Annotated in this window: 19 protein-coding genes and 2 riboswitches; of the genes, 13 read left to right on the top strand and 6 right to left on the bottom strand. The window is 41.5% G+C overall.

The window, feature by feature from the left end; genetic code table 11:
• Window positions 1–47 precede the first annotated feature (47 nt).
• The 4 genes from IEX12_RS13815 (at window position 48) to IEX12_RS13800 (ending at window position 5786) form a co-directional block, all read left to right on the top strand.
• Window positions 48–4004 (top strand): S8 family serine peptidase, encoded by a 3957-nt coding sequence (locus tag IEX12_RS13815; RefSeq protein ID WP_188725383.1) that lies wholly within the window; start codon window positions 48–50, stop codon window positions 4002–4004.
• Window positions 4005–4078: 74 nt separating this feature from the next.
• A complete protein-coding gene (locus tag IEX12_RS13810) occupies window positions 4079–4561 on the top strand; it encodes a hypothetical protein (RefSeq protein WP_088052768.1) in 483 nt (160 codons plus the stop codon).
• A gap of 28 nt (window positions 4562–4589) precedes the next feature.
• A complete protein-coding gene (sipW, locus tag IEX12_RS13805; protein ID WP_088052769.1) occupies window positions 4590–5156 on the top strand; it encodes a signal peptidase I SipW in 567 nt (188 codons plus the stop codon).
• Window positions 5157–5198: 42 nt separating this feature from the next.
• Window positions 5199–5786 (top strand): CalY family protein, encoded by a 588-nt coding sequence (locus IEX12_RS13800; protein ID WP_088052770.1) that lies wholly within the window; start codon window positions 5199–5201, stop codon window positions 5784–5786.
• A gap of 37 nt (window positions 5787–5823) precedes the next feature.
• Here IEX12_RS13800 and IEX12_RS13795 read toward each other — a convergent pair whose 3' ends face one another.
• A complete protein-coding gene (locus tag IEX12_RS13795) occupies window positions 5824–7296 on the bottom strand; it encodes a glycine betaine uptake BCCT transporter (protein ID WP_088052771.1) in 1473 nt (490 codons plus the stop codon).
• A gap of 177 nt (window positions 7297–7473) precedes the next feature.
• A riboswitch (cobalamin riboswitch) is annotated at window positions 7474–7670 on the top strand.
• Between the two features lie 488 nt (window positions 7671–8158).
• Between IEX12_RS13795 and mmgD the strand changes: the two genes are divergently transcribed.
• The 8 genes from mmgD to proP all read left to right on the top strand — a co-directional run bounded on the left by mmgD (window position 8159) and on the right by proP (window position 17292).
• On the top strand, window positions 8159–9265 hold the full coding sequence (gene mmgD / locus IEX12_RS13790) for a citrate synthase (RefSeq protein WP_088052772.1): 1107 nt from the start codon (window positions 8159–8161) through the stop codon (window positions 9263–9265).
• Between the two features lie 145 nt (window positions 9266–9410).
• The gene (gene prpD / locus IEX12_RS13785) at window positions 9411–10850 is read left to right on the top strand and encodes a 2-methylcitrate dehydratase (protein ID WP_102414804.1); all 1440 of its coding nucleotides are present in this window, start codon (window positions 9411–9413) and stop codon (window positions 10848–10850) included.
• Window positions 10851–10865: 15 nt separating this feature from the next.
• Complete coding sequence (prpB, locus tag IEX12_RS13780) at window positions 10866–11774, top strand: methylisocitrate lyase (protein ID WP_102414805.1); 909 nt, start codon at window positions 10866–10868, stop codon at window positions 11772–11774.
• A gap of 128 nt (window positions 11775–11902) precedes the next feature.
• Window positions 11903–12004: riboswitch (TPP riboswitch) on the top strand.
• Between the two features lie 107 nt (window positions 12005–12111).
• Window positions 12112–12708 (top strand): energy-coupled thiamine transporter ThiT, encoded by a 597-nt coding sequence (thiT, locus tag IEX12_RS13775; protein WP_088052775.1) that lies wholly within the window; start codon window positions 12112–12114, stop codon window positions 12706–12708.
• Between the two features lie 430 nt (window positions 12709–13138).
• Window positions 13139–13942: a transporter substrate-binding domain-containing protein gene (locus IEX12_RS13770; protein WP_102414806.1), complete on the top strand. Its 804-nt coding sequence runs from the start codon at window positions 13139–13141 to the stop codon at window positions 13940–13942.
• Window positions 13943–14025: 83 nt separating this feature from the next.
• Window positions 14026–14688 (top strand): amino acid ABC transporter permease, encoded by a 663-nt coding sequence (locus IEX12_RS13765; RefSeq protein WP_088052777.1) that lies wholly within the window; start codon window positions 14026–14028, stop codon window positions 14686–14688.
• Window positions 14685–15407, top strand: coding sequence for an amino acid ABC transporter ATP-binding protein (locus tag IEX12_RS13760; RefSeq protein ID WP_102414807.1), 723 nt, complete (start codon window positions 14685–14687; stop codon window positions 15405–15407). The genes IEX12_RS13765 and IEX12_RS13760 overlap by 4 nt, the downstream gene beginning before the upstream one ends.
• A gap of 370 nt (window positions 15408–15777) precedes the next feature.
• Window positions 15778–17292, top strand: a complete 1515-nt coding sequence (proP, locus tag IEX12_RS13755; protein ID WP_102414808.1) for a glycine betaine/L-proline transporter ProP — start codon at window positions 15778–15780, stop codon at window positions 17290–17292.
• A 114-nt stretch (window positions 17293–17406) separates the two neighbouring features.
• On the opposite strand, the gene IEX12_RS13750 is transcribed toward proP, so the two are convergent.
• Window positions 17407–17748, bottom strand: a complete 342-nt coding sequence (locus IEX12_RS13750; protein WP_088052780.1) for a hypothetical protein — start codon at window positions 17746–17748, stop codon at window positions 17407–17409.
• Between the two features lie 462 nt (window positions 17749–18210).
• Here IEX12_RS13750 and IEX12_RS13745 point away from each other — a divergent pair, with 462 nt between their 5' ends.
• Window positions 18211–18687: a DUF2442 domain-containing protein gene (locus IEX12_RS13745; RefSeq protein ID WP_088052781.1), complete on the top strand. Its 477-nt coding sequence runs from the start codon at window positions 18211–18213 to the stop codon at window positions 18685–18687.
• A gap of 15 nt (window positions 18688–18702) precedes the next feature.
• Here the strand turns inward: IEX12_RS13745 and IEX12_RS13740 are convergent, their stop codons facing one another.
• From IEX12_RS13740 to IEX12_RS13725, 4 genes are read right to left on the bottom strand one after another with little or no spacing between them, the layout of a single operon-like run.
• Window positions 18703–19731 (bottom strand): aldose epimerase family protein, encoded by a 1029-nt coding sequence (locus IEX12_RS13740; protein ID WP_088052782.1) that lies wholly within the window; start codon window positions 19729–19731, stop codon window positions 18703–18705.
• Window positions 19728–21221, bottom strand: a complete 1494-nt coding sequence (gene galT, locus IEX12_RS13735) for a UDP-glucose--hexose-1-phosphate uridylyltransferase (protein ID WP_102416301.1) — start codon at window positions 21219–21221, stop codon at window positions 19728–19730. The genes IEX12_RS13740 and galT overlap by 4 nt, the downstream gene beginning before the upstream one ends.
• A gap of 7 nt (window positions 21222–21228) precedes the next feature.
• Window positions 21229–22221, bottom strand: coding sequence for a UDP-glucose 4-epimerase GalE (gene galE, locus IEX12_RS13730; protein WP_102414809.1), 993 nt, complete (start codon window positions 22219–22221; stop codon window positions 21229–21231).
• A 1-nt stretch (window position 22222) separates the two neighbouring features.
• Window positions 22223–23404, bottom strand: coding sequence for a galactokinase (locus IEX12_RS13725; protein WP_102414810.1), 1182 nt, complete (start codon window positions 23402–23404; stop codon window positions 22223–22225).
• Between the last annotated feature and the right edge of the window lie 6 nt (window positions 23405–23410).

The raw sequence follows: 23410 nt of genomic DNA, 5'->3' as shown, positions 1-23410 counted from the left end.
GAGGGGTGAAGTTTCTATATTTCAATTAAATCTAAAGGGGGAGAAATATGCTAAAACGAATTTCAGTTGTGATATTGGCCTTACTGCTAGCATTCAGTAATTATTTCTATGTAAGTGCAGCCGAAATCACAGGGAAAACACTCCAGCAGCATACGGAGAAAAAGGTAAAACCAGACGCTAAAAAGCTGAAAGAAACGACAGATCCTAATAAAGAAGTCAGAGTAATTGTCGAATTGAAAGAAGCAGCACCAATAGAGAAAGCTACTAAAAAAGGTGTTACATTTAATAGTTTGCAAGAAACGGAAAAAAATCAGCTTCAGCAAGCGGCAAAACAAGAACAAAAAACGGTCAAAGATAAAATGAAGACCGAAAAAATTGAGGCTGATTACTTACAGGAATTTACTACCGTCGTAAACGGATTTAGTGCCGAAGTCAAACAAGGGGATATTGAGTTCATTAAAAAGATTCCTAACGTTGGCAAGGTACATATCGTAAATGAGTATAAGCGACCGGAAGTAAAACCGGAGATGAAATATAGCAAGGAATTGGTAGAGGCGCAAAAAACATGGCGTGATTATGGTTATAAAGGGGAAGGGATGACGGTCGGGGTCATTGATACCGGGATTGATCCGTCACACCGTGATATGATCCTATCCGAGGATACAGAGCCTGCCCACACAAAGCAGTCTGTTGACCAAACGGTAGCTGATCAAGGGTTGCCAGGTAAATTTTACACGGAAAAAGTCCCATATGGTTATAACTACATGGATGAAAATGACGAAATTCTTGACAATATTCAAGGAGCATCCATGCACGGCATGCATGTTGCCGGAACGGTTGGCGCCAACGGAGACGAGGATAATGGCGGTATTAAAGGGATAGCCCCGGAAGCACAGCTGTTAGCCTTAAAGGTTTTTGGAAATGATCCGGAAATGCAGTCAACCTATGGCGATATTTATGTAAAAGCAATTGATGATTCTATTAAACTAGGTGTTGATGCATTGAACTTGAGTCTTGGCTCTCCTGCTGGGTATGTCGATCCGGATGCACCCGAGCAGCAGGCAGTAAAACGCGCGGTTGACAATGGAGTACTTGTATCAATCTCTGCCGGAAACTCGAACAAGTTTGCGGAAGGATTCTATTATCCGCTTGCCTCGAATCCGGATTATGGTCTGAGTGGTTCACCGGGAGTAGCAGAGGATTCACTGCAGGTTGCTTCCTATGAAAATACGTATATGGATGTTGATGCGGTGGATTATACGATTGATGATACAGAAGGCAGTGCACCATTTCTTTCCGCTGGCAATACAGATCCGTCTGATTATGTAAAGACATCGTTTGAGGTCGTTGAAGCCGGACTCGGCGCACCGGAGGATTTCGCCGGAAAAGATGTAAAAGGAAAATATGCCCTGGTTCAGCGCGGTGAACTGGCATTTACGGATAAGGCGTTAAATGCTCAGGAGGCTGGAGCGGAAGGGGTAATTATCTATAACAATACAGATGGCATTGTGAGTATGGCAACAGATAATGCGATCGAAATACCGCAGCTGTTCATGTTGAAAAATGACGGGGACAAGCTTGCAACAGCTTTAAAAGACGGTAAATCCGTTACATTGAATTTCAATGGTGGTACAGCAACGATCAATAATCCGGGTGCTGGAAAAATGAGTGATTTTACGTCTTGGGGACTGACCCCGAACTTGGACTTTAAACCAGAAATTACCGCTCCAGGCGGACAAATTTTATCAACCTTGAATAATGATGAATATGGGTTGATGAGCGGTACGTCGATGGCTGCACCACATGTAGCAGGCGGCGGAGCACTCGTCTTGCAGTATGTCGATGACAAATTTGGACTTGATCACGCTGACCGGGTTGCCATGGCCAAAAATATCATGATGAATACAAGCAAGCTGGTGAAATTAGACGGGGCTTATGTATCCCCGCGTCGTCAAGGTGCTGGTTTGATGCAGCTGCATGCAGCACTATCAACACCAGTTATTGTTACAGAAGCAAAGACAAACGAAGCGAAAGTAGCGTTAAAACAAATAACCGATAATGAGGTAACATTTGAACTGACTGCGAAAAATCTAACAGATGAATCGGTTACCTATGATGTAAAGGCTAATGCCCAGACTGACCAGCCTGTAGCAAATGGTAATGATACACTGGTCGTTCCAAACCAATTCGCGGCACTGGAATTGGAAAAAGTGGCTACGGTCAATGGAGAAGCGGTCAGTCAAATCGAGGTTCCGGCAAATGGGGAAGCCACCGTTACGGTAACGGTTGATGTAAGCAGTGTTGACGAACAATTGGGCGAATTTTTCACGAATGGTTACTGGCTGGAAGGATTTGTAACACTGACAGATCCAACAGACACGAATCCGGAAATTTCGGTACCATACGTTGGCTTTAAAGGTGAGTGGGATAAGGCACCGATCATGGACAAGCCGATGTGGGATGATGAAACCTATTATGGCATGACTGGTGTTGCCACATTCCAAGGAAAAGATGAAGAGGGCAATGATCAATATGGTTTTCTCGGTGAAGATCAGCAAACGGCTGAAATAGATCCGGAAAAGATTGCTTTCTCGCCAAATGGAGATGGGGTTCAGGACGATGCTCTTGTTATTTTGTCATTCCTGAGAAATGCAAAAGAAGTAAAATTTAACGTATTGGATGAAAACAAGGAAAAAGTACGCACGATTACGACAGAATCGTATGCGACAAAGAATTACTATGATGGTGGACGAGCCCCAATGTACTCCTTATCTTCGTCTAGAAAATGGGACGGAAAAATTGCTGGAAAACAGGCACCTGAAGGAAAGTATTTTCTCCAGGTTGAGGCCGTAATTGACTATGATAATGCAGCGTGGCAATCACTTGAGCTTCCGGTCGTACTTGATACAACAGCACCTGATCTGGATGCAAAGTTTGATGAGACAACGCAAAAAGTTACAGTAGATACAGAGGATAATCCAGAGGGAATTGGGCTTGCCTACTGGGATGTACAGATCGACGGGAAATCCATTCTTGACAAACCATATGCGGATGGTGAGACGGAGCACAAGCTAACGAAAAAGCTGCAGCCAGGTCAAACGCTAACAGTTGTTGCTGTTGATTATGCCGGTAATGAAACATCAAAAGAGGCAGTTACGGGAGAAGATACAACAATGCCAGATCTGCATCTGAAAACACCGGAATTTCTAGGGGTGGAAACAAGCAGGGAAGTGGAAGTCACCGGGTATGTAACAGATAAATCCGGAATTAAAGAAGTGACTGTTGATGGTGAAAAGGCCAAGGTTGTCTATAACGAAGAACAAGATCGGTATGACTTCTCTGTGACAATAAAACATAATAAAGATGGCTACTTTTTCCATCGTATTAAAGCGGTAGACAATGCTGGTAATGAAGCAGAAATCGGCCGCAGATATTTTGTGGATACGGAAAAGGCCAAACTGAAGGTGAAGGCTGCCAAGAAAACGGATGCTGATACCATTCAGGTTGCAGCTACAGTTACAGACAATTTTGATGACATTCGCCTATATGTGAATGGAAACGAAATTTATAAGCATGAGCTTTCTGAACCGTATGGTATGAACGGTTTTGAAAAGAAGATTAACGATATTCAGTTAGACCTGAAAGACGGTAAAAATGAATTTGAATTCAAAGTAGTGGATCTTGGCGGGCATGTGACGAAAAAGACCATCGTCGTAGAGAAAGAAGATGGAGCTACTGAATCAAATGTTGAAGCAATGCTGACACTTGTTGACCAGTATCAGCAAAATGGAGAAATCAAAAATCCAATCGTTACACGTCTATTAAAAACGCAATTGACGGCAATCGGCCATTATGCCGATAGTGGATTACAGAATAAAGCTGTCAAGCATATGAAGAACTTCAAATCAGCAATTGATTATTACAAGGACAATAACCTGATAGCAGAAGACGCTGCAAAGACACTGAATAAACATGCTGATAACCTGATTGAAAAATGGCAATAACTTTTTAAATAAAAACCTCTGTGGCAAGTACACAGTTTGTCACAGAGGGATATGCTTTGTGAAGGAGTTTTATCATGATTTTCCGTACAAAAAAGAATTCTGGATGGAAAATGTATATTCTATTCCCGCTTGTTACCGGATACCTGTTATTTTTTACCATCTCGCAATTAATCACGCCGACAACGGCATATTTTACGGATAGCCAAACCGTTGATGGAAGACTATCCACGTCGGATCAATTTGGTGAAGCAGAAACGGAACCTGCGAGCGGGGATAATATTAAGGAAGAAGAACAAGCGGAAGTGGAAAACAAGGATCAGGAAAATGAAGCAGGCGATGTGGAACAGGATCAACAGGCTAGTGAAGATAAGACAGATGCAGATAAGCAGGATAAAGTCTTGACGGATGAAGGTAAGGATGAAACATCGAATCAATCAGAAAGAGCCGATCAGAAGGCTGCATCAGAAGGATCAGAACAAGAAGTAAAAGCAGCAAATGACAAGCCAACAACAAAATCTGAGGGAAATGAACAGACGGAGCCAAGCGGAAAAGAATGATGGAAAAGGGCATCGGAGTGATGTTTGTATGAAAGCAAAAAGTATTTTAAAGCTGATCAGCAATATTGTAACAACCCTATTGTTTATTGTGCTGCTCGTTACGTTATTTGCCGTGATATCGATGAAAGCTTCAGGTGGTGAAGCAAGTATATTTGGCTATCAAATCAAGACGGTCCTTTCCGGGTCAATGGAACCAGACATTCAAACCGGATCGATCATAACGATAAAGTCTACTGATGGGCAGCAGACCTTTCAAAAAGGTGATGTGGTTACATTTAAAACAGAAGAAGATATTTTTGTGACACACCGGATTGTGCAAGTGAAGGAAGATGGACAGCACTATATTACCAAAGGAGATGCGAATGACGCGCCCGATATGGATCCTGTCTCACCAGGAGATATTGTCGGGGTATATACAGGATTTACGGTTCCGTATGTCGGGTATGTTATGAATTTTGCTAACTCCAGAGAGGGTGCTGCGTTAATGTTAGTGTTACCTGGTGTTTGTCTGCTTTTATACTCTATGGTAACGATTTGGCGTGCATTAAGACAAATCGATAAACCCAAAGGTGATGTAGGGACAGACGCGAAATAGGCAGTTATGTTTTAACCAATAAAATGAAGGGGGAAGTTTTAGATGGGTTTAAAGAAACAACTTGGATTGGGTATTATGTCGGCTGTGCTTGGTTTAACGTTGATTGGCGGGGGGACTTATGCGTATTTCAGCTCCAGTAAGACAACCAATAATACATTTGCGGCAGGAACATTGGATTTAGCTGTGGAACCAACGACGATTATTGATGTAGACGGTCTGAAACCAGATGATTCTGTCATACGCGATTTTGAATTGCAAAACAGTGGATCATTGGATATAGCGAAAGTACTGCTGGAAACGAATTATAGCGTTATCGATGCGGAGGGCAATAATACTGACGATTTCGGCAAGCATATTCAGGTTGAATTCCTGTACAATGCGGATAAGCTGGATGAGGTAATCTATGAAACAACGCTGGCAGATTTGAAAGAGATGACACCGGAAGCAGTTAACGAAAGTGTTTTTTTACCAGCATTTGGTGAAAAAGGTCTTGAAGCAGGAAGTTCAGATGATCTTGTTGTAAAGTTTAATTTCCTTGATAACGGTGAAGACCAAAATCAATTCCAAGGTGATTCACTAAAACTTGAGTGGAAATTTAATGCACAACAAGCGGCTGGTAAAGAGCAATAGTTTTTCGAGTGACAGGCACCCAGTCGGGTGCCTGTCACTATTTTACTTCTTTACTTAGTGCCTTAAACAATGCTATTACCATTAAAATCATGACAAATGAAAACGGTAGTGCGGCGATGATAATGGTGTTCTGAATCGCTGTTAAACCGCCGACATAGAGCAAAATTAGTGCTACGGCAGATTGAGCGATACCCCAAATGATTTTGACTTGATTCGGCGGTATCAGGGAACCGTTCGTTGATTGTATACCGAGAACAAACGTCGCTGAATCGGCAGAGGTAATGAAGAATGACGCAATCAGCAAAATCGCAATGATGGAAAGAATGAACGATAACGGCATTTGATCGAACATATTAAACAATACGAGTTCTGTTGCATAGTTTGTCAAGTCAGTACCACTGTTTTGTACATCTCCAGCAGTTGTACCAAATGCGGCAAACCAGATGGAAACAAATAATGTTGGTGCGACCATTACACCGAGTAGAAATTGACGAATGGTTCTTCCTTTAGATACACGTGCAATGAACATGCCGACAAATGGTGCCCAGGATATCCACCATGCCCAGAAGAAGATTGTCCAATTGTTATGCCAGGCACGATTATCTCCCTCAAGTGGTGCGGTTCGGAAGCTCATTTCTATGAGGTTCTGCATGTATTGCCCAAACGTTTCAGTAAACATATCAAGAATCAATAATGTCGGACCAACAATTATCACAACGACTAGTAATAAAACCGCAAGTACCATGTTTGTATTGGATAAATATTTAATTCCTTTACTTAAGCCGGACCAAGCGGATGCAATGAAAAGGATTGTTACGATCAGAATAATGATAAACTGTGAGAAAAAGCTAACTTCTACACCAAATAAATGGGAGAGTCCCCCATTAATCTGGGCTGCCCCAAAGCCTAGTGAGGTTGCAACCCCAAAAACCGTCGCAAACACTGCTAGTACATCAATTAAAACCCCAAGCGGACCATTCATTTTCTCTCCGAACAATGGTTTTAATGTGGCCGAAATTAATCCCGGTTCTTCTTTGCGGAATTGGAAGAATGCCAATGCTAGTGCCACAATGCCATACATCGCCCAAATGTGAACTCCCCAGTGGAAATAAGAATAGGAAAGACCTTCTTTGAAGGCTGCATCCGTACCAACTTTTTCTGTTGCTGCATCAAGGGCATAGTTAAATAGTGGCTCAGCAGCACCATAGAACACGAGCCCGATTCCCATCCCCGCAGAGAACAGCATGGCTATCCATGTAGGAGTTGAAAAATCCGGTCGCTCTTTGTCCTTGCCTAGACGAATTTTACCGTATGGACTAATTGCAATGATAATAGAAAGAATAATCATGGCAGACATAAGCAGCATGTAATACCAGCCAAATGATGTCGCAACAAATGCTTTAATGTTGCCGGTTATTTTCTCAAATTGCCCGGGAAACAGAGCACCTAATATTACTGCCAGGATAACTAAAACCAAAGTGATGTAAAAAACCCTTGTAACTTTCTTCATGAATCCCCCTGAAAAATTTTGACATAGTAATAACGATACCAAAGACTTTAAGACGGTGCAATTTTATTCTTAGATTATCCAATAAACGGGGTAATCATTTATCGATAACAGCTATTTAGCTAAGATGAGAATTATTGTAATCTTAAAAAATGAGTGATATACTCTAAGAGACAAATTGAATAGGTTTAGGATATAGGTGCGGCAAATTCATTCTATTTATTGTTTAAAGGGGAGTCAGGTCGAAATCCGTAACTTGTCCGCAAACTTTATATGGGAACGATTCGAGCGAGGCACTGTATTCGTTTGTATGGAAATGGGAAGGGCCAAAGGTAATGACCATGACCAGGGAGACCTGTTTATGTCCAATAACAACCTGCGAGGAGTCGTGTTACGTGCAAATAAACAGATGTGCATGTTTATATATTTTCTCCCTCGAAGCATGTTACAACTTCAATGTGGGAGTTGTTTTTTAATGTATAAGAGGATGTTCAAAAAGGCACCAAATGATAAGCGGCGAATCTCTTCGTTGGCTTGCTTTTCCGCTCCTCATGTACCTTTTTATGTACACTCCGGTGCTCAAAGCTACGCCGCCTCGACCTTCTTGCTTCTCATTCGGCGACTTTTTGAACACGTACTATAAGGCCCAAATTAACACCCATCTGGAGCAATTTTCTTTAAAACCCCCTTTGCAAGTGGCATTAATAGTGATTTCGTCGTTGCTTAAACCTCTCAATGCAAGTTGTCAATAGGCAAATTTGTCCATGCGCAAAAGGCTTTAGTCAGAAAGAAATATTACTTATTACTTTTTTGAAAGGGGTTTCAAGTTTGTCCATAATGAATGGAGAGGATGGAGGAGATCTTTATGAAAACAGATGCTAAGTTTGTACCAGGGCTTGCGGGAGTAGTTGCAGCAGAAACAGCGATTTCATTGCTTGATACCGAAAAAGAGAAAATCGTGATTAAAGGGCATGATTTAATAGCGCTATCGAAGGATAAGGACTACTTGGATATTGTGAACCTTTTGCTTGAAGACACACTGCCTGATCAAACAACAAAAACAAAGTTGGAAGAAAAATTGAAAGCGTTATATGATGTTCCGACTGGTCTAATCGCAGTTTTTAAATCATTACCGAAAGCAACACACCCGATGGATGGTTTAAGAACCGGCATCTCCGTACTTGCAGGTTATGATGAACAGATTGATGACCGTTCTTTAGCGGTAAATAAAAGCAGGGCATACGATCTCTTGGCAAAACTGCCTACTATTACAGTAAATAGTTATCGAATACTAAATAACCAGGAGCCGGTTCAACCGCAGCAGGAATTAGCTTATAGTGCCAACTTTTTATATATGATCACTGGAAAGGTTCCGACCGAACAAGAGGCGAAGATTTTTGATCGATCCCTTCTATTGTATAGTGAACATGAAATGCCGAACTCCACATTTACTGCGAGAGTGATAGCATCAACGCAATCGGATTTATATGGTGCCTTAACAGGGGCGGTTGCGTCACTGAAAGGTAATTTGCATGGTGGTGCCAATGAGGCTGTCATGTACATGTTGCGTGAAGTTGATTCAGCAGCTTCCTTTGAAGAATTACTAATGAAAAAGCTAAGCCGAAAAGAAAAAGTTATGGGCTTTGGACATCGGGTTTATATGAATAAAATGGATCCAAGAGCATTAATGATGAAGGAATCATTAAAGCAACTTTGTGAGAAGAACGGAGATTTCTTATTACTGGAAATGTGTGAGGCTGGGGAAAAGTTGATGAAGCGGGAGAAAGGTTTATATCCGAACCTGGATTATTACGCTGCTCCAGTTTATTGGCTGCTCGGGATTCCAATTCAGTTATATACACCTATCTTTTTCAGTGCACGAACAGTTGGATTAAGTGCGCATGTGATTGAACAGCATCAGCATAATCGTATATTTCGCCCACGGGTCCATTATATTGGCAAACCGTATTAATTTGTGATTTGACTATCGGAAGGTGATGTCACGAAAAGCGTGTCTCGGATTTGCCGACAAAATTCAGTTAATCGCCATGCCGACATTTGAGATAATCAAGGCTCACGTAACCTGCCACATAAAAAGGATAGAAAGGAAGAGGATTGTGATTAAAGTAGATGAAACAAATAAAACCGATGTACTACTCGAGGAAATTGCCGATTATGTTTTAAACAAAGAAATTATAAGCACAGAAGCATTTACGACCGCTCGTTATGTTTTGCTTGATACTTTAGGATGTGGAATTCTTGCGCTTAGCTATCCGGAATGTACGAAGCTGCTTGGCCCGGTTGTGCCTGGGACGGTTGTGCCAAACGGAACTCGCGTCCCCGGTACTTCCTACGTACTTGATCCAGTAAAGGGAGCTTTTAACATTGGTTCCATGATTCGCTGGCTGGACTATAATGATACATGGCTAGCTGCTGAATGGGGGCACCCTTCCGATAACTTGGGTGGAATCCTGGCAGTTGCCGACTATGTAAGCCAGGTCCAGGTAGCAAAAGGGAAGGATCCGCTTACCATTCATGATGTATTGGAAATGATGATTAAAGCACATGAAATTCAAGGTGTTCTTGCACTGGAAAACAGTTTAAACCGTGTTGGGCTGGATCATGTGTTATATGTGAAAATAGCAACAACCGCTGTTGTTACAAAAATGTTAGGCGGTGGGCGCGAGGAAATCATTAATGCATTATCAAACGCCTGGATTGATAACGCAAGTCTTCGTACGTATCGACACGCACCAAATACTGGATCGCGTAAATCTTGGGCTGCCGGAGATGCAACGAGCAGAGGTGTATTTTTGGCAATGTTGGCTGTTAAAGGCGAGATGGGTTACCCATCTGCATTGACCGCTTCTGGTTGGGGGTTTCAGGATGTCTTATTTAATAAACAGACGTTAACATTGAGTCGCCCGTTCGATGCCTATGTGATGGAAAATGTCTTGTTTAAGGTCGCTTACCCAGCAGAATTCCACGCACAAACAGCTGCAGAGGCAGCGGTTCAGCTGCATCCAGAGGTAAAAGATAGACTCGATGAGATTGATAAAATAATGATTACCACACATGAATCGGCTATTCGGATTATTGATAAAAAAGGCCCATTAAAAAATCCGGCAGATCGGGATCATTGTATCCAATATATAACAGCGGTTGGACTATTGCATGGTGATGTTACGGCAGACCATTATGAAGATGAAGCAGCTGCTGATCCTAAAATTGACAGATTACGGGATAAGATGGTGGTAACAGAAAACAAACAATATACAAACGATTATCTAAATCCGAACAAGCGCTCAATCGCTAATGCTGTCCAAGTTTATTTTAAAGACGGAACTGCAACTGCAAACGTGGAGTGTGAATATCCTTTAGGGCATCGGTTTAGAAGAGAAGAGGCATTTCCGAAGATCAAAGAAAAATTTACTGCCAATCTTGCAACACATTACACCCGGAAGCAACGGGAAAAAATTGAGGAAGTGTGTTTCGATCAAGATAAAATTAATTCTATCGAAGTGAATGTATTTATGGACTTATTTGTTAACGCGTAAAGGAGGACATCGTGTATGGCATGGATAGTGGATCAACAAGCCTCACAAGCAGAACTGGCAAACCAGTTTAAGGAGCTAATCAATGAAAAATCAATTTTGCAAATCCCTGGAGCCCATGATGCAATGGCAGCACTAGTTGCGAAAAATGCTGGGTTTAAGGCACTTTATTTATCTGGAGGTGCATACACCGCAAGCAAAGGGCTTCCAGACCTTGGGATTGTGACCTCGACCGAAGTGGCGGAAAGAGCGAGGGATCTTGTTCGGGCAACGAATTTACCTGTGCTTGTTGATATTGATACAGGATTTGGCGGGGTTCTTAATGTTGCTCGTACAGCTCGGGAAATGACTGAAGCCAATGTCGCGGCAGTACAAATAGAGGACCAGCAACTTCCGAAAAAATGTGGTCATCTTAATGGGAAGCAGCTTGTTTCTAAAGAGGAAATGGTTCAGAAGGTGAAAGCGATTAAGGAGGTAGCCCCGTCACTCGTTGTTATAGCACGTACAGATGCTCGAGCAGTAGAAGGTCTGGACGCTGCCATTACAAGGGCACAAGCATATATTGAAGCTGGTGCTGATGGAATCTTCCCGGAAGCATTGCATACCGATGAAGAATTTCGCTTATTTGCCAAAAAAATAGCTGTACCACTGCTTGCCAACATGACGGAGTTTGGCAAGACTCCGTATATTACTGCTGAAGCCTTTGAAGAAATGGGCTTTCGCATGGTTATTTATCCGGTAACTTCTTTACGAGTGGCTGCTAAGGCTTATGAACGAATTTTTCGTTTGATTAAACAGGAGGGGACACAAAAAGATGGTGTCTCTGATATGCAAACAAGGAAAGAGTTATATAAGACAATTTCTTACGATGATTTTGAGGAGCTGGATGAAACAATTGCCAAAACAATGTTGTCCAGTGACCAATAGAAAAATATGCAAGTCTTTTGATTTTCAAGCGATGACTCCGATTCGATGTTAAAGATAATTTCTGGAGTCAACGTCCTTTTCTACTACTTAATTAAATTTATGTTATGATAAAGATAATAAAATAACAACGCAACCACAAGGGGAGCGTAAGGCTGAGAGAGAACATGTTTTGTTCTGACCCTTTGAACCTGTTAGTTAGGACTAGCGTAGGGATGTGGTGATTAAAAACAGTGGTTTACTGATTTCTATGGAAAAGAACAGTAACTTGACTGGTTTAGCTGTATTCACTTATGTCTTCCTTTTGGTGCGTTAAAACAAAAAAGGGAGGCATTTTTTGATGAAAAAATTAAGCTTGCAAACGATGATTGAAGTGGCCATTTTCGCGGCATTTGCATTTGTTTTGGATTTATTGCCATCATTCCATTTTGGACCGTCCATATCTATTTCCTTTTCCATGGTACCAATATTTATTGTTGCCTTTCGCTGGGGTTTTTTTGCGGCTTTTGTATCAGGATTTCTTTGGGGGCTCCTGCAGATTGCACTCGGTGAGGCATGGATTCTCACACCAACACAAGCATTTATTGAATATTTTATTGCCTTCGCATGTATTGGCTTTGCCGGTCTTTTCATCAGACCAATCAAAGGGAATTTGCTAAGGGGACGAAAAGGGAATGCACTCATGTGGATTGTCATCGCGACATTGGTCGGTGGTGCTGCTCGCTATTTTTGGCATTTTGTTGCCGGCGTGATTTTTTTCAAAAAGTATGCGATCGAAGCGGGGAAGTCACCAATTATTTACTCATTGACGATGAATGGGATCACGTATATTGCTTCTTCAATAGCCTGTGCGATTGTGTTAGTCCTAATCATTTCGAAGGCAGGTCAATTAATTACGTCGGCAAAGTCTGCTAAGGATCAGCGTATGGTTAGTTGAAAAGTACAATCTCATTAAAAACAGCCAAGCATAAAAAGGTGCTTGGCTGTTTCTTATGGAATTACTTGTTATGCTTATAGTCTGGATTAAAGCTATACCGGGATCTATACGGTGATCTAATAAATGTGTTTATCTTCTGCCAATACATCAGCTATTTTTTTCGTTGGACAACGGTTACGCAACTCAACCTCGTAAGCATTTAAGGAAATAATAAATGATTGTCAAATTTAGCCGTTTTTTAGACGCAACTATCAGAATCATCCGTATTTAATAGGTATTTGTAATAATTAAAGGAATAACCGGGATTACATTATCACTATCCGAATATAAGCCCATCTATCCTTTTAAATGATTAAGTATCCGTTTTTTCTAAAAAATGAATCTTTGTTAAAGTTAATAGATACGACACTATTTAAGGGGGACTTTCGTAATGCAAAAAGGATATGGCAAATTTTTAAGCACTGTTTTGCTCTCATTTATTATCGTAATCGGACTTTCTGCATGTGGATCTGACAAAGAAGCGGATGGAGATGCCCAAAATGGCAGCGGTGATTTGAAAGACGAATATACCGTTGTAAGTGATACATCGTTTGTACCGTTTGAGTTTAAAGAAGACGGTGAATATGTCGGGTTTGACATTGAGTTGATAAAAGCAATAGCGGCTGAGGCAGGGTTTAAGATTAATTTAGAAACAACGAACTTTGATGGAATTATCCCCGGTCTGCAAACAGGTCAATTTGATATCGCTATTGCCGGGATCAGCATTACCGAGGATCGGGCAAAGAAAATCGATTACAGTGACGCTTACTATCAGTCAGGTTTACGCATTGGCGTGGCGGTTGACAATGACTCGATCAAAGGTATTGAGGATCTGGAAGGAAAGACAATTGCTACACGTCTAGGTTCTACAAGTGCTGCCTATATTGAGAAAAATATTGATGGCGCTGAAGCTAATCAGTACGAACAGCTTGACCAGGCTTATCTGGCAGTTGAAAACGGCAGCGCGGATGCAATTTTGTATGACGCACCAAATGTTGCCTATTATATTAAAACAAAAGGTGAAGACAGTCTGAAAATGGTTGGCGATTTGTATCAGGCTGAGGATTATGGTATTGCCATTGCAAAAGGAAATGACGAATTGGTTAAAGCCATTAATGAGGCATTGGCAACACTGAAGGAGAATGGTAAATACGATGAAATCCATGAAAAGTGGTTTGGTGAAAAGCCTGAATAACTGAACTCTGCAGGCTGCTTTATCGGGTGTAACCATCCAATCGTTACACCCTTTTTTACTTCATATAATAGGAGAGGTGAAAGATGTTAGGACGATTTAATTGGGCAGGAGTTATCGATTTTTTACCACAACTAGCAACGGGTTTATATTACACCCTCCTTATTTCAGTGCTAGGGTTATTTATTGGCTTTATTCTGGGGGCTATTTTTGGGTTGGGACGGATTTCGAAAAACAAGTTAATTTATGGGATATCGAGTATATATGTCGAGGTAATACGCGGAACTCCAGTTTTGGTGCAGGCGATTTGGATCTTTTTTGCATTGCCGCTTATTATTGGTCATACGTTTGAATCGGTCACTGCGGGTGTCATTGTTATCGCGCTAAATTCGGGAGCGTACATTGCAGAAATTGTTCGTGGTGCTGTTCAGTCGATTGAAAAGGGACAAATGGAAGCAGGTCGGTCTCTCGGTTTGGATCACGGAAAAACAATGCGCTATATTATTTGGCCACAAGCTTTTAAACGTATGATTCCTCCGCTGGGCAACCAGTTTATAATCAGTATTAAGGACACTTCTCTTTTATCCGTTATTCTTGTTCCAGAGCTGATTTTCCAGGGGCGCTTGATTGCAGCAAATCATTTTAATGCAGTTGAAATTTATACAACGGTTGCATTGTTTTACCTTGTGATTACGTTAACGTTATCCCTTGTTTTACGTCTCGTAGAAAGAAGGTTGGATATTCAATGATTGAAGTGAAGGATCTCTATAAAAAATTCGGTGATTTGGAAGTTTTAAAAGGCATTAATTGCAAGATTGCAGAGCAAGAAGTAGTTTGCGTAATTGGACCAAGTGGATCAGGAAAAAGTACGTTCCTTCGCTGTTTGAACATGCTGGAGGAAATGACTAGTGGTGACGTCGTCGTTAATGGCTATCATTTAAACGATCCAAAGACGAATATTAACAAAGTGCGGACAGAGGTAGGCATGGTATTTCAGCAATTTAACCTTTTTCCGCATCGGTCGGTTATGGAAAATATTATGCTAGCACCGAAAAAGGTACGAAAGATCAGTGATAAAGAGGCAAGAGAGCGTGCCCTTGGATTATTGGAAAAGGTCGGATTAAGTGATAAGGCAGACATGTATCCAAGCCAGCTTTCCGGCGGGCAGCAGCAACGTGTCGCAATTGCTCGGGCACTGGCAATGGAGCCAAAGGTAATGTTGTTTGATGAGCCAACTTCCGCGCTGGATCCGGAATTGGTTGGTGAGGTACTGGAGGTCATGAAACAGCTGGCACTTGAAGGGATGACTATGGTGGTTGTAACACATGAGATGGGATTCGCCAAAGAAGTAGGGGACAGGGTGCTATTCATGGATGAAGGAATTATCATGGAGGAAGGCGATCCGGAAAACATTTTTACCAACCCGGAATTGGAGAGGACGAAAGGCTTTTTGAATAAGATTTTATAGCTTTTATAGTTGGAGTAGATAAATGCGGCGTATCCACGAGAGCGCTGCTTATTTATTTCTTTATATATTTGGAAATAGTGAAAGTGTTTAAATTGGTGAAAAACCGGGTATTACATTTTCGTATCAATGCTAAAAGGGGAATGTAATATGAATAGGAACTCAGCGTGCAATCTTAAGGTCTGAGCACGCAATTCTGGGCTCAAGCGCATATTCTTTAGCTCCCACCGTGATTACGCTCCAAAACCATGAGTCATTTCCGATTTATGGTAAGGCGGGATTTACGTAATTGTAACTTTTCCAAAATAGAAAACCGCAGAATAGGGAACATTGAAAATGAGATAATGTTGCAAAATCAACAAGGAGGAGTATGATGGACCAGGACAAAGATGGAAAAAGGCGATCTAAGCTATCTCTGAAAAAAAGAAAAAAGCATCAATTACATAAAGATGATATTACCGTAGTTGATACAGATGTTGCGAAAAAGGCTGTTGTCGCAACGGCGATGGGGAATGCCATGGAATGGTTTGACTTTGGCATTTATTCCTATTTAGCGGCAACCATTGGGAAGGTGTTTTTCCCGGAAATGGCTGGTCCGACGCAGCTGGTATTTAGTTTTGCAACGTTTGCGGTAGCATTTCTTGTCCGGCCGATTGGCGGTATGTTCTTCGGTATGCTGGGCGACCGGCTGGGCCGGAAGAAAATTTTGGCTATTACATTAATTATCATGGCACTAGCTACCCTTAGTATTGGCTTGATACCTGGGTATGCCACAATTGGTATAACTGCACCGATACTATTATTGATAGCGCGATTAGTTCAAGGATTCTCAACGGGCGGTGAGTATTCGGGGGCGATGACCTTTATCGCGGAGTCTGCACCAGATAAACGTCGAGGTGTCATGGCCAGTGGATTGGAAGTTGGGACATTAGTTGGTTACATTGGCGGATCCGGGATTGTTACATTGCTAACATTTATTTTGGGTTCGGAGACTATGCTTGATTGGGGATGGCGGATTCCGTTCCTAATTGCGGCACCGATCGGATTCATTGGTCTGTATTTACGTACACACCTTGAAGAAACGCCAGCATTTGAGAAAATGGAAGAAGAAAAAGAGAAAGCAGAAAAAACAGGCGAATCAAAGCATGTCTCGATGAAGGATATCCTCATTCATCACCGGCGTCCACTTTTAATCGGCTTGACATTGGTCTTTTTTTATAATGTGATTGATTATACCGTTCTAACCTACATGCCTTCCCATTTAACCGCTGTTCTTGGATACGGGGAGACGAAAGGGCTGCTCTTGATTCTGATCGTCATGTTTATCATGATTCCATTCGTTTTATTAATGGGCCATTTCGGTGACCGGATTGGCAACAAGCGAATTATTCAAAGTAGTCTGATTGGTATAATTGTGCTTGCCATACCATCATTCATGCTGATTAACAGTGGGAATAACTGGCTTGTTTTTGCCGGATTATTAATTTTGGCAACATTGCTAGCCGCTTTACTGGGAACAATGCCATCGCAATTGCCTTCACTCTTCTTCACAAATGTAAGGTATGGAGGGTTGGCGATTACGTATAATATTTCCACTTCGCTATTTGGTGGAACTGCACCGTTACTGGTGGCATGGCTGGTTGATGTAACAGCAAGTCAATTGGCTCCGGCATATTACGTTATTTTCGCATCCATAATCGGGATTGTCGTTGTTACCCTTTTCCTTAAAAACACTTCAGGCAAGCCGCTTCGTGGATCACCACCAGCTGTTCAGGAAAAAGAGGAGATCGAGGAAATATTGGAAAACACCGATGATGCGCTATGGTGGAGGGAGGAGAAGAAAAAGATTGATCGGCATATAAATGATGCGGAAAACAAAAACGATTGACTATTGTGCATTATAGGTAGTTAGTTAATAAAAGTGTCCAAGGTTCCCTGGACACTTTTGTTTGCCATTAAAAAATCTATAGCGGTTCATTGTGGAATGGCGAAAAGAATTGCATTAAGCATGACGATGGTATCTTTTGTCCAGAACATTAATTTTTTCCGTATTAAGAACGATTTGATTAAAATTGCGGTCGATTTTGCCAGAATGTACATCTAGCTTTTCCGTATTGCGAACAATTTGATCGAAGTTTCGATCGATTTTCCTGGAATTTTCATTAATTTTTTCCAGTAATTGATTGATATCGCTTTTTGTGGCCATGTCATCCAGATCACTTTTCATAGCAACATTTTCCAAGTCGCTTTTCATGGCTACGTTTTCTAAATCACTTTTTACGACCATAGTAGACTTTATTTCCCTAACTTCATCAACCAGTTGTTGCAATAACTGTTCTTCCATTAGTTTTCACTCCCTTCATTACAAATTTCTCATACTTAAAATATACCATGGACAAACTGTAACAACAAACAGTTAAAAATGTTGGAAATCGCTATAAAAAAACAATTTAGCATTGCTATTTCTATTAAAATGGCAGATTGACAGTTCTATTAATGAATTTGAGGATAAAAAACAAGCGGAAAATTAAATTTAGTATTTTTAATAGTTTTTTAGGTTAAGAAAAAAAGATGCTGAAGAATGTTTGAAAGTTGCTGAACATGGCCAAAAAGTCTGCTGAATAAGGGCTAAAAGTGCTGAAGATTCTCTGGAATGTGCTGAACTAAGCCAGAAAGTTGCTGAACCCCCTCATAAGCAAACCAGGAATCTGTTTAAACCAACAATAGGCCGCGTTTTCCCAGCTAAAACAGAAAAGTCAATTTTAACTTTGTGTCCGAAATTTTTCGGTAAAATTAAAGTTCTCTCATGGATTTACCAACTTTGCTTACAAAATCTCCTGCAAAACCTTTATTTCTATTCCCGAAAATAATATTTACCGTTTTGACTTTTTCAAATTTGGAGTTTACGCTCAGGTTAAATTCAGTCAGAGGGGATTTCACTGTGTGCAAAATAGTAAAAGTAAAACCTATTTCATCGCGAAGTGGCTGGTTGTTATGTAATTTTGCTAATGGAGAAAAACGTTTTGTGAATATACAGCCGTTTATGGTTGGGGTAATGGAAAACTTAAAAAATCCAGCTATATTCAACGATGTTTATATCGATCATATAGCTGGAACGATTGCCTGGCCAGATAATCTCAAGCTTGATCCTGCTGTGCTTTATGACCATGGCATTCGTATAAAAAATATCCGCAATCTAGGTGAAATGATAGAGCAGCATGTGAATAAGGATAGATCTTCAAGCATCATTTTAGTCCCTGTTATAAAGGAACAAATAAAATAACCGAACCCCAAGTTTTTACGTAAAAACATCAAACGAAAATACCGTGCGTTTCTTATACATTTCTCCCTGTTGTAACATAATACTCGGAAAATCGTGTTTAAGTGATGCAGGTGTGCCTTGGGTTTCAAAGCATACACCCAAATGCTTCGCAGACACTCCTTCTCTTAATTGCGACTGGTCATCCAGTCCGTTCCCTGTATACATGACCATACCAGGCTGATTGGTTTTGACAGTCATCATACGTCCTGATTGTTGTTCACGTACGACCACTTTTCCTTTATCTGCAAACAGAAAATAATGATCATAACCAGAGCCGGCAATGGCATGTTGCTTTAATTGATCATGAAAACCATCACCTAGCAAACGTCCTTTACGGAAATCAAAAGTCGTTCCGGCAGTTTTCAATCCGTTTCCGGTTGGAATCAGTTCATCGTCAAGCTCGATTATTTTGTCGCTATCAAAGGTGACATGATGCTGATCCACGGTCGCTTTAAGGTCACCGTTCAAATTAAAATAGGAATGATTCGTTAGAGTGAGCGGTGTCGTTTCATCTGTGCTCGCCTCATAATCAAGTATAAGGTCATTATTCGACAACAGTGTGTAGGTAACCGAGACATCTACATTACCTGGATAATTGCTATCACTATCCCGACTGGTGTGGCTGAGTTTTAACCCAACTGCACCATTGTTCTGAAAAGGTTCCACTTTCCAGATAACGGAATGGAATCCATTAGAACCGCCATGCAGGTGGTGGTCACCTTCATTTTTTTCCAAGTTATAGGTATCATCGTCCAATTCGAATGAGGCGCCCTGAATTCTGCCTGCAACACGACCGATGATTGCGCCGAAAAAATTGGGGTTAGCCTCGTAATCAGCGTAATCTCGATAACCTAGTACAACGTTTTCAATGTTACCGGCTCTGTCGGGGGCCATTATTTTTGTAATAATCCCACCGTAATTAAGGATACTGACACTCATTCCATGATCGTTTTCAAGTGTATACTCGGTCCATTTATCCCGAATGGGCTGCTTAGAAATATTCATCTATCTACCACCTGCTTATTCAATGTCGTTATAAATCGCTCGATCGCTTGCCTATCTTTGAATACACCGGCATCCTCGAGGACCCGGGAAAATTTCTGTGCTAATTCATCCTGTAAAATCTGTTCTGCCTTTTTCGGATCACCAATTACACCATACTTCGTTTTGAGTTCGTTTGCCCAATCAAGGTGGTATTCCGCAACATTGCTTGCTTCATCAAGTAAAAATTGCTTGATTTCAGCAAGTTCATCCTTAAGTCTTGCTGGCAGTACGGCAAGCCCCATCACTTCAATAAGACCAATATTTTCCTTTTTGATGTGCTGGACATCGGCATGCGGATGAAAAATCCCCAGCGGATGCTCACTAGACGTTCGGTTATTTCGCAAAACTAGATCAAGTTCGTGTTTACCATCCCGGATTCTGGCGATTGGTGTAATCGTATTATGTGGAGTTGCTCCGGAATAAGCTAACACGTCTGCAGCTTTATCTGTGTAATTGCGCCACGTCGTAAGGATATGGTCGGCTGCACTTAACAAATGTTCCCTATCTTTACTTTTAAGCCTGATCACAGATAAAGGCCAATTTAGGACGGAGGCCTGAACATGATCGAACGGCTTTAGTACAAAAGTAAAGGCATCACGAGCCTTTGTCATGGCAAATTCGTAACGTCCTCCTTGATAATGGTCATGACTTAAAATAGAACCGCCAACGATCGGTAAATCGGCATTGGATCCGATAAAATAGTGCGGGAATTTTTCCGTGAACAGAAGCAGCCGTCCAAAGGCGTCCTTATCTATTTTCATATTCCGATGTTCTTCTGCAAGTAAAATACAGTGTTCGTTGTAATATACATATGGCGAATATTGCAAGTACCAGTTTTCTTCTAAAAGCGGTACTTGAATAACTCGGTGGTTAGCGCGTGCCGGATATCCAGTCCGACCAGTATACCCTACGTTCTCCACGCATAATACACACTTTGGATAGTGAACGGTCTGTTTCATTTCGCGTTCCCGTTTAATTTGTTCCGGGTCTTTCTCCGGTTTGGATAAATTGATCGTAATATCCATTACACCATATGTTGTTTCTGCTTTAAAATGAATATTTTTCTTGATCCGGTTCGTTTGAATATAATTACTGTTCCTGCTCAATTTGTAAAAATAATCTGTTGCTTCCTCTGGTGAATGCTGATATTTCTCCTGAAAGACAGCATTAACAACAGAAGGGCGGGCGACAAAGCAGTTCATAATGTTGGCAGCAAGCATTTCCTTCTCGTCAAATACATCCGCAATTACGTTATGATCGATTGCATAGCTGACCAATTTCTCCAGTAGATCGGGAATCGTACCATTCGTCGGATTATCAACATGTTCAGGAAATGATTCCAAGCTAAGCAAATGCATTACCTGGTTGCGAACATAGATATGATCCGCTTTTTCGATTAACTTTTCACGGATTGCGCGTTGGATCAGTCCAGCCAAATCGTGATAAATCATCATTGGTTTACTCCTCCCTATAGCCGTTCGGATGGGATTCATGCCAATTCCAGGCATCTTGCATAATCTTTTTAATCGATGTCCGGGCAGGATTCCAGCCAAGGACATTTTTTGCTTTATCTGAGCTTGCAATCAAGACGCTTGGATCACCTGCACGACGTTCGCCAGATTCTGCGGGAATTTCTTTGCCTGTTACTGTGCGTGCCGTTTCAATCATTTCTTTTACGGAAAATCCTTGACTGCTGCCAAGATTGAAAACGTCGCTTTTACCACCGTTTTTTAAATAATCCAGCGCCAAAAGATGAGCCTCAATCAGATCCTCAACGTGAATATAGTCGCGGATACAGGTACCATCCGGTGTATCATAATCCTCACCAAAGACCGTAATATGTGGCCGCTGACCAAGTGCCGCTTGCAAAATAATCGGAACGAGATGGGTTTCCGGACGATGATCTTCCCCAATTTCTCCAGATTCACGTGCACCAGCAACGTTGAAATACCTTAATGATACATAACGGATATCGTGCGCTTGTTCAGTCCATTTCATAATTTTTTCCATTGTCAGCTTTGTTTCGCCGTACGCATTAGCCGGATTGGTTGGCATTGTTTCGGTAATCGGAACAGATTCCGGTTCACCATAGGTAGCGGCAGTAGAAGAGAAAACGATATGTTTTACATCGAATTCCGTCATCACCTTCAGCAGCACCTGTGTCCCGTAAACGTTGTTATCAAAATATTTCAGCGGTTTTTCCATTGATTCGCCAACAAGGGAATTTGCGGCAAAATGGACAACGGCCTCGATGGACTCTTTTTGAAATACGTCACGCAAAAAATCGATGTTCCGGATATCCCCTTGATAAAATGCGGCCTTTGGATGAATTGCCGCTTTGTGTCCAGTCTCCAAGCTGTCCACCACGACAACATCCTCGCCCCGATCGATCAATTGATAAACAGCATGGGAGCCGATATAGCCCGCCCCGCCTGGTACTAATATACTCATGTTAATGTACTCCTTCCCTGATTTGCTTGGCACCGTCACTGATTGCCGCGGTGTAGAACGTTGCATCGTAACCGATCATTTCGCGGTATTTGCGATTTACGTTTTGCTTAAAGCTTGCTTGTTTATCTTTTTCAACGATAGCAATCGCACAGCCGCCGAATCCGGCACCAGTCATACGGGCACCAATTACCCCTTCTTGTTCGCAGGCTGCCTGCACAAGACAATCAAGTTCTTTCCCGGTCACCTCATAATCATACTTTAGTGAATGATGGGAATCATTCATTAGTTTTCCAAAACCGTCTAAGTCACCTGCTTGTAGTTTCTTTAAAGCTTCAACGGTACGAACATTTTCGGAAACGGCGTGTTTGGCCCGCTTGCGGTTCGTATCATCTTTAATCAGCTGCTGTTGCTCCAAAAATTGTTCGTTCGACAATTCTCCAAGACTGGTAATGGAAAGTTCTGTCTGTAAGTCCTTCAGTGCCTGTTCACATTGCTGGCGTCGTTCATTATACTTGGATCCGGCAAGTGTCCGTTGTTTATTAGTATTGATAATCATAATACAATAGTTATCAAGTGAAATCGGAGCATATTCATATTCCAATGTTTGACAATTTAATAGAATGGCATGATCTTGTTTACCCATACCAATCGCAAACTGATCCATAATTCCGCTGTTTACCCCGATATACTCATTTTCTACTTTTTGTCCTAACTTTATCATTTGCATACGGTCTATTTCCAGGTTGAATAAGCCTTCCAGCAAAACCCCTGTTACCATTTCGATTGACGCCGAGGATGATAGGCCGGCACCATTCGGAATATCCCCATAAAAAAGTATATCAGCACCATTGGTAATGGGAAAGCCTGATTCGCGAATGAGGTGGATCATTCCCTTTGGATAATTGGCCCAGTCATCCTGAACACAATAGGTCAAATCCGCAAGATCGCAATGGATCATTCCACTTTCCGGGAAATTTACTGAATAAAACCGGAATTTCTGATCATTACGTTTCCGTCCCACTGCATATGTGCCAAAAGAAATTGAAGCAGGGAATACATGCCCACCATTGTAATCGGTATGTTCCCCAATCAGGTTAATTCTCCCGGGTGCAAAGAATTGGACAGGTTTTTCAGTTGTTTTGAATATTTTCTGGTATTGCTGAAGTAAATCCTTCATCATCATTCCCCC

Source organism: Lentibacillus populi, from assembly GCA_014642895.1.
In the GTDB taxonomy this organism is placed as follows: Bacteria; Bacillota; Bacilli; order Bacillales; family Amphibacillaceae; genus Lentibacillus_C; species Lentibacillus_C populi.
This window is presented reverse-complemented; position numbering and strand designations above follow the sequence as displayed.